Genomic DNA, 8,226 nt, shown 5'->3' with positions numbered 1-8,226 from the left:
TGCTACGCTGGGCGACTAAGGTCGCAGTAGTGGTGCCGGGGGGCGACCCCCGGCTTTTCGACCATGTGACAGCGGCATAATACCTCTAACCCTACAACCCGCAGCCTGCATGGATACCACACCCACAGAAGGAAGCTGGACCATGACCAAATTCAAGTTCCCGTCAGCCTACACGATACTGTTTGTGCTGATCGCCCTGGTGGCCGCCCTGAGCTGGATAGTGCCGGCCGGCAAATATGAGATGACCATGAACGAAGCCCTCGGCAAAGAAGTGCCGGTGGCGGGTACCTACAAACTGGTGGAGGGGAATCCCCAGGGGATCGTCGACGTGCTGCTGGCACCTATCGATGGCCTCTACAACCACGACACCTATGAGGCAGGCGCCATCGACGTCTCCCTCTTTATCCTGATCATCGGTGGTTTTCTTGGCATTGTGACCAAGACAGGTGCCATCGATGCCGGTATTGAACGTGTGACCGACCGCCTGCGCGGCCGTGAAGAGTGGATGATCCCGATCCTGATGGCGCTGTTCGCCGCAGGCGGCACCATCTACGGCATGGCCGAAGAGTCGCTGCCGTTCTACACCCTGCTGGTGCCGGTGATGATGGCCGCCCGTTTTGACCCTGTGGTGGCGGCTGCAACCGTATTGCTGGGTGCCGGTATCGGTACTCTCGGTTCTACCATCAACCCGTTTGCCACCGTTATCGCCGCCAACGCCGCCGGTATCTCCTTCACCGATGGTATCTGGCTGCGCGTCGCCATGCTGGTCGCCGGTTGGCTGCTCTGCGTTGCCTACGTCATGCGTTACGCCAAGATGGTGCGCAGCGATCCGAGCAAATCCCTGGTAGCTGACAAGTGGGAAGAGAACCGTGCCCACTTCCTTGGCAACAAGAGCGACCAGATGCTGGAGTTCACCCTGACCCGTAAAATCGTGCTGGGTATCTTCGTCGCTGCCTTTGCCGTGATGATCTACGGTGTGGCCGTGCTGGGCTGGTGGATGGCGCAGATCTCCGGTGTGTTCCTGGCTGCCGCCATCATCGTTGGTCTCATCTCCCGCATGAGCGAAGAGGAGCTGACCTCCAACTTTATCGATGGTGCGCGTGACCTGCTGGGGGTGGCGCTGATCATCGGTATCGCCCGCGGTATCGTAGTGGTGATGGATAACGGCATGATCACTCACACCATTTTGCACAGTGCAGAAGGGATCGTGACCGGCCTTTCCACCATCGTCTTTATCAACGTGATGTTCGTGCTGGAAGTGGTGCTCTCCTTCCTGGTGCCGTCCTCCTCCGGTCTGGCCGTACTGACCATGCCGATCATGGCGCCGCTGGCCGACTTCGCCAACGTGGGCCGCGATCTGGTGGTGACTGCTTACCAGTCTGCCTCCGGTCTGGTGAACCTGGTGACTCCGACCTCCGCTGTGGTCATGGGCGGTCTGGCGATTGCCAAGGTGCCTTATGTGCGCTGGCTGAAGTGGGTGGCTCCGCTGCTCGGTATCCTGACCGTGCTGATCGTGGTCTGCCTGAGCCTGGGCGCTGTGCTCTCCTGAGGGATAACAAGCAAGATAAAACGGGAGCCTGTGGGCTCCCGTTTTTTATGGGCGCAAGAAGTGATGAACACAAAATAGCAAGCAACAAAAAGGCGACCCGCGGGTCGCCTCGATGTATTTAGGGGAAATAGCTTAGCGTGCCTGCGCCAGCGTGCGCACCACGGCGGCATGGGCCTGACGGGTACGGCTGATATGGCGCGGCGCGACCAGCACCACGTCATTGCCCGCGACGGCGCCCATGATCTCGGGATTGGCGTTGCGATCCAGCAGGCGAGCCACCACGGTGGCGGCCCCCGGAGTGGTGTGGATCAGCACCATCTGCTGGTTGTGTACCACTTCGCGCACCATGTCGTGGATAGAGCGGGTACTGCCGGCGGGCTCCAACTGCTCATCGACCAGGGTGTAGACCTTCTTGCCGTTGGCATTCTGCGCCTTGGCCACGCCGAGGCGGCGCAGCAGACGGGAGATAGTGGACTGGCTGATGTCAGCAAAGCCCCGCTCCGACAGCTCGCGGCGGATCTCTTCCTGGGTGCTGTAGCAGTGCTGACCGATGATCTGGCGACAGGCATCCAGCTGGGCCAGATCGGGCTCTTGGGCAACGGGACGACTGAGGGTTTTGACCACGGCGAATTCCTTTGATGATGACCGGAGGTAAACGCGCGATATCTGCCATAGCAGTCAGTTATCAGGCAAAAACACTGATAATCCATCTATATGCAGGGAATGAGCGGGCATTACCATCTTGCGATGGCAAATTATAGCTAACTGGAAATTTGGTGATGTGACAGGGTTCAAAAATGGGCCCCGTGGGGCCCAATCAGATATCAGTAACGCTCGCTGACGATGTCCTGAGTGAAGGACTTCTCGCAATATTTGCACTTCATCCGTACCACGCCTTTCACTTCGCGCACTCGGAAGTAGCTGTCTACCGGCTCGTTGTGGGAGATGCAGTTGGAGTTGGGGCAGTGGAACACCCCGGCGATGAACTCCGGCAGCTCCAGCTGGTGCTTCTTCACCACATTGAAGTCTTCGATGATGTTGACGGTCGCTTTCGGGGCGAACAGTGCCAGCTGGTTGGCTTGCTGTTCGGTCAGGCGGGTGTTCTCAATCTTGATGAGATCCTTCTTGCCCAGCGCACCGGATTTCAGGTTGAAGCCGACGGTGATCCGCTCCTGGGTTTCAACCAGCTGGAACAGCTTGAGGATCTTGATGCCCTGGCCAGCGGGGATGTGATCGATGACGGAGCCGTGACGGATGGCTTCGACTTGCAGTTGGTTCTTGTCAGACATGATATTCCCCTAAGCTCAGACAGTTTCGTTCAGTACCAGTGCCAGCAGCGCCTGGCGTGCATAGACCCCGTTCTCCGCCTGCTGGAAGTAGCAAGCGTGGGGAGTCTTGTCGACCGCCACATCGATCTCGTCGACGCGGGGCAGGGGATGCAGGATCTTCATGGTGGGCTTGGCCCCTTCCAGAGTCGCCAGCTCCAGAATGAACTTGGCAGCCATGTGCTTGTATTCAGTCTCGTCGAAGCGCTCTTTCTGGACGCGGGTCATGTAGAGGATGTCCAGCTCCGGCATCACCTCTTCCATGGTCTGGTGGACGCTGAACTGGATGCCCTTCTCTTCCAGCTCTTCGCAGATGTAGTCCGGCATCGCGAGCGCTTCCGGGGAGATGAAGAAGAAGCGGCAGTTGAACAGGCTGAGGGCCTGGGCCAGCGAGTGTACGGTGCGGCCATATTTCAGGTCACCGACGAAGGCGACGTTGAGGTTGTCCAGACGACCCTGGGTCTCATGGATGGTGAACAGGTCGAGCAGGGTCTGGCTCGGATGCTGGTTGGAGCCGTCGCCGCCGTTGATGACCGGCACGCAGGAGAACTCGGAGGCCAGACGGGCCGCGCCCTCTTTCGGGTGGCGCATCACCACCGCATCCGAGTAGGAACCGATGATCTTGATGGAGTCAGCCAGCGTCTCACCCTTCTTGGCGCTGGTGTTGCCACCGTCGGCGAAGCCGATGATGTTGCCGCCAAGGCGCTGTACCGCGGTCTCGAACGAGAGGCGGGTGCGGGTGGAGGCTTCGAAGAAGCAGCTGGCAACCAGCTTGTTTTTCAACAGGCTGGTGTCAGGTTCAGCCTTCAACCGTTGTGCGGTTGAGACTACCAGTTCCATTTCTGACCGGGTCAGGTCCGAAATGGAGATGACATGTTTCTTATAGAGTGGATTGGTCATCGTCTGCATTCCCTTTGACATCATTGGAGGTTTTTCGGGCACAAAAAAAAGCCCCTGAAACAGGGGCTTTTTTTAAAAATAACTGGGGATCGTTGGGGTGGGAACCGGAAACAACGGGGCCGCTCTGGTGCGCACCACACGTCTGCAAGGCTGTTTTCTGAATCAAAAACTGCATCGTTTCGTCCCGACCTTTTTCAAAACCGGACAGATTATAGGGCCGCTTTTTTAATTGTCAAAATTTTATTTCCGATGCCAATTTCAGCATGAAAAACGTTTAAGTGGCGGAAACATGACGACAAATCCACACCTTGTGCGTCTCTTGCAGCGATTCCCCATCGCGGGCCATGGCGCGCAAATAACCGAGTCTGTGGTGTCCTTCCAGCAGGCAGTAGGGTTGCGGCAGCGGTTGCCCGTTCGGGTAGCTGGAACCCTCTTCCGGCACCAGCACGATGACAGGTTCGGGCCAGGTGCCTTCGCTCAGCATTTTCTCGCCGAGCCAGGAGCGGCGGACATACCGGTTGCTGCGCAGCATCTCCCCCCAGCGCTCGATCACCTCCATATGGCGGGAGTCCACCTGATCCACCAGTTGCGCGGTGGGCCAGCTTTCACAGGTGAATTGATGGCTGGCGAGATCGATAAAGCTCCAGTTGGACTCAAAACCGCGCCAATGACGGTAAATCCACTGGGAGAGCACATTTTCAGGAATAAAGGGCACCAGCGGCGCGACCCGTTCAAGATAGGCGGGCAGGGACTCTGTTTTGCGTTCATCCCTGAAGTTGAGGGGCGCCAGTTGTTGGAGCAGTCGGTAATTGAGCATAAGTGGCCTCCCGGTACCTGATTTCACCCTACCCCCATTTATGTCCCATTCCTACCCCGGCAGGGCTGCAAATACAGCAAGTTATCCCGCTTCGCTGCACAAACAAGCGCGACTTGTTCGGGATTTGTGCAATCGCATTAAAAGTGTGAAAAAAGCCTTTACCTTTGAAACCCGCTTTGTATACTACGCCTCGTTTGTTGCAGGGGCGTAGTTCCAATTGGTAGAACAGCGGTCTCCAAAACCGATGGTTGCGGGTTCGAGTCCTGCCGCCCCTGCCATTTTCAGAAAGGCCAGCTCATTGAGCTGGCCTTTCGCATTTCCGGCGTTCGCCAATTTATCCCTCTCTCCTTTCTCTTCTCCTTCTTGCAGTTAGCCGTCCGGTGACTGTGGCCACATTGATCTCGATGTCTGCCGCAAGAGCGTTCAGTGTGCAGCAACCCGCTGTTTCAGGACGGTGACCAGCCGCTGGTGGCGGGCGGGGAGCGGCCACTCGGCGCGGTAGATCAGCCAGAGGGTGTCGATCACCTCAATGCTGCTCTGGATCACCCGGATCTTCTCCTGTTGGGCAAAGGCGGTGACGGCGAAGCGGGGCAGCACGGTAAAGCCGAGGCCGCGGGCGACCGGCTCCAGGATCAGGCCGATCTGGTTGGTAAAGCCGCGCAGGGGGATCTCGTCAACGCGCTGGCCGGGGTAGCGTCGTCCCAGCAGGCGCTGAGCCATGCTGCGGCCATCCGGATGGTCGATAAAGCCGAGCTGACAGAGGTGCTGCCAGCTCTGCTCCTCACCATCGTTGGGTACCACCAGACAGAGGGGTTCGCGGGCGAAGGGCTCGGCGGCGATGCTGGGGTGCTCCGGCGGTTGATCCACCAGTCCCAGATCGCTGCGCCCTGCCAGTACCGCCTGCACTATGTCGGGGGTGGGGGCAAAGCGGTGCTGGATGGTGAGTCCGGGATGCTCCTGTTGCTGGTCGAGCAGCAGGGGATAGAGCAGCAGGCCGATGCTGCCGGGGGTGGTGAGGGTGATGGCGCCGCGGTGAGGATCGTCGTCAGAGAGACGGGCTCGCAGCTGTTCGGCGGCCTGCTCCTGCTGGCGGGCGAAGTCGAGCAGCACCAGCCCGCGCGGGGTGAGCTCCAGCAGACGGGGCTTGCTCAGCAGCAGGGGGCCAAATTCGGCCTCGAGGCGCGAGATATGCTGACTGACGGCGGCCTGAGTGAGACCCAGCCGATCGGCGGCACGGGTAAAACTGCCGGTTTCATGCACCACCACCAGGGTGTGGAGCCAGAGTGGATTAACCATAAATTTAATTTATGCCTTCCATTAGTTTGACCTTATTTTTCATTATGTCGCCCCTTCCTATCATGTCACCTGTTTCCCACACACAATTTCAAGGTGACGTATGACCTATCCACGCAACTTCTCCCACATCGGCATCACGGTGACTGACCTCGACAAAGCGGTCGAGTTCTATACCAAGGTGATGGGCTGGTATCTCATCATGCCGGCGACCACCATCACCGAGGATGACTCCGCCATCGGCGTGATGTGCAACGACGTGTTCGGCCCGGGCTGGGGTTCTTTTCGCATCGCCCACCTCTCTACCGGCGACAAGATCGGCATCGAGCTGTTCGAGTTCCCCAACAGCGAGCGCCGTGAGAACAACTTCGAATTCTGGAAGACCGGGGTGTTCCACTTCAGCGTGCAGGATCCGGATGTCGAGGGGCTGGCGGCGCGCATCGTCGCGGCGGGCGGCAAGCAGCGGATGCCGGTACGCGAGTACTACCCGGGCGAGAAACCCTACCGCATGGTCTACATGGAAGATCCCTTCGGCAACATCATCGAGATCTACAGCCACAGCTATGAGCTGACCTACTCCGCCGGTGCATATCAGGGGTAAGTGACAGGCCGCCTTCGGGCGGCCTGCTGCTTTGTTGTTACAAGAGTCAGTAGCATGGAATAGCGTTCTGGTTCACACGAATAGCGCGTTCTGTTGTTGATAGATGGGAAAATATACAGATTCACTAAAGTCTGGTCATATTGCGGCCGATAGCCTTTGATACATCAGGGTTTTCCCTGCCTGACACAACAACAAGGATTCGTCGTCATGACCCTCTCTCTGCGCGGCAAGCTGCTGGCCACCAGTCTTGGCGTGGTGCTGCTGATGGCATCACTGCTCGGCATCGTTGCCTTTCACACCCTAAAATCCCGCACCATGAGCGCCATCCAGAGCGAGGCGGTCAACTATGGCCACGCCTACTCGGTCGCCATCGGCGAATGGATGACGGATCGCAAGAACACCGTCCATGCGCTGGTCAACCTGATCAGCGATAACCCCCAAGCCGAGCTGGTGCCGCACCTGAAGCAGGCCTACACCTCGGGCGGCTTCGGGCTCACCTATTTTGGCTCCGCGCAGGGGGTGATGACCCGGCAGGATCCCTCCCTCAACACCGGCAACTATGATCCGCGCGAGCGCCCCTGGTATCAGGATGCGGTGAAGGCGGGGCAGCTCATCGTCACCGCCCCCTATGTCAGCGTCACCATGCAGAAGCTGGTGGTCACCCTCTCCGAGCCGGTGCGCCATCAGGGCGAGCTGGTCGGTGCCGTGGGGGCCAACCTGGCGCTCGACAAGCTGATCGACGAAGTACTGGCGATGAAGGTGCAGGGTGAGGGCTACGCCATGCTGCTCGACAGCAGCGGCCTCATCGTCGGCCATCCGCAGAAGGATTTGGCGCTCAAGCCCATCGCCGAGCTGGCGCCGGGACTCTCTGCTGCCACCTTCCAGCAGTGGGGCCGCGAAAACAGCGAGCTGCACGCCGCCACCCTCGACGGGCGGGATGTGCTGCTGGCGGTACAACCGGTACCGGGCACCGACTGGCTGCTGGCCATGGTGATGTATCGCGATGTGCTGGAGGCGCCGCTCAGCAGCCTGCTGTGGGAGCTGGTGGGGCTGACCCTGGTGCTGATGCTGGTGTTCAGTGCCCTGCTCACTGCCACCTTCAAATACCTGTTCGCCGATCTCGGTCGGGTCGCGCACGCCCTGCACGACATTGCCCACGGCGAGGGGGATCTCACCGTTCACATCAACACCCACAGCAAGGATGAGGTGGGTCAGCTGGCCCAGAACTTCAACCAGTTCGTGGCGCGGCTGCACGGCATCGTCAGCCGGTTGCGGGATGTGACCGTCGAGCTGGCGGCCCAGTCCCGTGCCCAGGCGGCCGGGGCGCAGGCCCGCAGTCAGCGGGTACGCCAGCAGCAGGACGAGATCGTGATGGTGGCGACCGCGGTGACCGAGATGGCTTCCGCTACCCAGGAGATCGCCGGTAACGCCGAGTTTGCCGCCACTACCGCCACCGATGCGGTTGCACTGGCGGTCGCCGGTCAATCCCAGGTTGGCCAGAGTCAGCGCAGCATTACCGGTCTGGCGGACGAAGTGGCCGATGCCAGCCAGATCATCAACGAGCTCGACAGCCATGCCCAGAAGATCAGCGGCATTCTGGCGACCATCAGCGGCATCGCCGAGCAGACCAACCTACTGGCGCTCAACGCCGCCATCGAGGCGGCGCGGGCTGGTGAGCAGGGCCGCGGCTTCGCGGTAGTCGCGGACGAGGTGCGGGTGCTGTCACGCCGCACCCACGACT

General features: G+C 59.7%; 8 protein-coding genes and 1 tRNA gene. 4 read left to right on the top strand and 5 right to left on the bottom strand.

The annotated features are described in order from the left end of the window. Positions 1 to 142 precede the first annotated feature (142 nt). Positions 143 to 1,549 (top strand): YfcC family protein, encoded by a 1,407-nt coding sequence (locus AACS18_RS03990; RefSeq protein ID WP_005339725.1) that lies wholly within the window; start codon positions 143 to 145, stop codon positions 1,547 to 1,549. Positions 1,550 to 1,681: 132 nt separating this feature from the next. Here AACS18_RS03990 and AACS18_RS03985 read toward each other — a convergent pair whose 3' ends face one another. The 4 genes from AACS18_RS03985 to AACS18_RS03970 form a co-directional block, all read right to left on the bottom strand. Next, entirely contained in the window at positions 1,682 to 2,173 is a 492-nt protein-coding gene (locus AACS18_RS03985) for an arginine repressor (protein WP_005339728.1), read from the bottom strand. 200 nt (positions 2,174 to 2,373) lie between these two features. After that, positions 2,374 to 2,838, bottom strand: coding sequence for an aspartate carbamoyltransferase regulatory subunit (gene pyrI, locus AACS18_RS03980; protein ID WP_005339730.1), 465 nt, complete (start codon positions 2,836 to 2,838; stop codon positions 2,374 to 2,376). A gap of 15 nt (positions 2,839 to 2,853) precedes the next feature. After that, positions 2,854 to 3,774, bottom strand: a complete 921-nt coding sequence (gene pyrB, locus AACS18_RS03975) for an aspartate carbamoyltransferase (protein WP_181363402.1) — start codon at positions 3,772 to 3,774, stop codon at positions 2,854 to 2,856. 274 nt (positions 3,775 to 4,048) lie between these two features. Further along, positions 4,049 to 4,591, bottom strand: a complete 543-nt coding sequence (locus AACS18_RS03970; protein ID WP_108613761.1) for a hypothetical protein — start codon at positions 4,589 to 4,591, stop codon at positions 4,049 to 4,051. Between the two features lie 201 nt (positions 4,592 to 4,792). Between AACS18_RS03970 and AACS18_RS03965 the strand changes: the two genes are divergently transcribed. Next, positions 4,793 to 4,869 (top strand) — tRNA-Trp (locus AACS18_RS03965). 145 nt (positions 4,870 to 5,014) lie between these two features. Here AACS18_RS03965 and AACS18_RS03960 read toward each other — a convergent pair. Continuing rightward, entirely contained in the window at positions 5,015 to 5,887 is an 873-nt protein-coding gene (locus tag AACS18_RS03960; RefSeq protein WP_108613760.1) for a LysR family transcriptional regulator, read from the bottom strand. A 100-nt stretch (positions 5,888 to 5,987) separates the two neighbouring features. Between AACS18_RS03960 and AACS18_RS03955 the strand changes: the two genes are divergently transcribed. Together AACS18_RS03955 and AACS18_RS03950 are read left to right on the top strand one after the other, a co-directional pair. Next, a complete protein-coding gene (locus tag AACS18_RS03955; RefSeq protein ID WP_108613759.1) occupies positions 5,988 to 6,485 on the top strand; it encodes a lactoylglutathione lyase family protein in 498 nt (165 codons plus the stop codon). Between the two features lie 207 nt (positions 6,486 to 6,692). Then, positions 6,693 to 8,226, top strand: a 1,534-nt coding sequence (locus tag AACS18_RS03950; protein WP_108613758.1) for a methyl-accepting chemotaxis protein, incomplete at its 3' end; no start/stop codon positions are given.

The sequence above is a fragment of the Aeromonas sp. HMWF015 genome (assembly GCF_963878965.1).
Taxonomy (GTDB): Bacteria; Pseudomonadota; Gammaproteobacteria; order Enterobacterales; family Aeromonadaceae; genus Aeromonas; species Aeromonas veronii.
Note: the sequence above shows the minus strand (reverse complement) of the source record. Positions and strands in the feature narration are given on the sequence as shown.

Excerpts from the sequence above, each read along its gene's own strand:
- AACS18_RS03990 (WP_005339725.1), top strand. The coding sequence starts at position 143 with ATGACCAAATTCAAGTTCCCGTCAGCCTACACGATACTGTTTGTGCTG.
- pyrI (WP_005339730.1), bottom strand. The coding sequence starts at position 2,838 with ATGTCTGACAAGAACCAACTGCAAGTCGAAGCCATCCGTCACGGCTCC.
- pyrB (WP_181363402.1), bottom strand. The coding sequence starts at position 3,774 with ATGACCAATCCACTCTATAAGAAACATGTCATCTCCATTTCGGACCTG.
- AACS18_RS03970 (WP_108613761.1), bottom strand. The coding sequence starts at position 4,591 with ATGCTCAATTACCGACTGCTCCAACAACTGGCGCCCCTCAACTTCAGG.
- AACS18_RS03960 (WP_108613760.1), bottom strand. The coding sequence starts at position 5,887 with ATGGTTAATCCACTCTGGCTCCACACCCTGGTGGTGGTGCATGAAACC.
- AACS18_RS03955 (WP_108613759.1), top strand. The coding sequence starts at position 5,988 with ATGACCTATCCACGCAACTTCTCCCACATCGGCATCACGGTGACTGAC.